We start from the raw sequence: 321 nt of genomic DNA on the forward strand, positions 1-321 counted from the left end.
GCGCGTCCTCGTGCAGGACGGCGGCGCGCAGCCGGGCGCCCTCCGCGCGGAGCTCGGCGAGGCGGGCGGGGGCGTCGGCGTAGGGGTACTCGGGGACGTCCTCCACCCGCAGGTGGACCGGGTCGGGGTAGCGGCGGGAGGAGGGCCGGTACGGGGAGGGGTCGGTGGGGGCGCCGGGTACGGCCGCGTGCAACGGGTTGACCTGCACGAATCCGGCGCCGAGGGTGCGGCCGGCCCAGGCGGTGAGCTCGGCGAGGTCACCGAGGTCGCCCATGCCCCAGGAGCGGTGGGAGAGCAGGGAGTAGAGCTGGACGAGGAGCC

At 77.3% G+C, this 321-nt stretch carries 1 protein-coding gene; it reads right to left on the reverse strand.

Going from position 1 to position 321, the window contains the following annotated elements:
* A partial coding sequence (locus IH48_RS34055) for a 4-alpha-glucanotransferase (RefSeq protein WP_037844252.1) occupies positions 1 to 321 on the reverse strand: 321 nt, incomplete at both ends.

Origin of the sequence: Streptomyces sp. NRRL F-5126 (assembly GCF_000721265.1) — a bacterium.
In the GTDB taxonomy this organism is placed as follows: domain Bacteria; phylum Actinomycetota; class Actinomycetes; order Streptomycetales; family Streptomycetaceae; genus Streptomyces.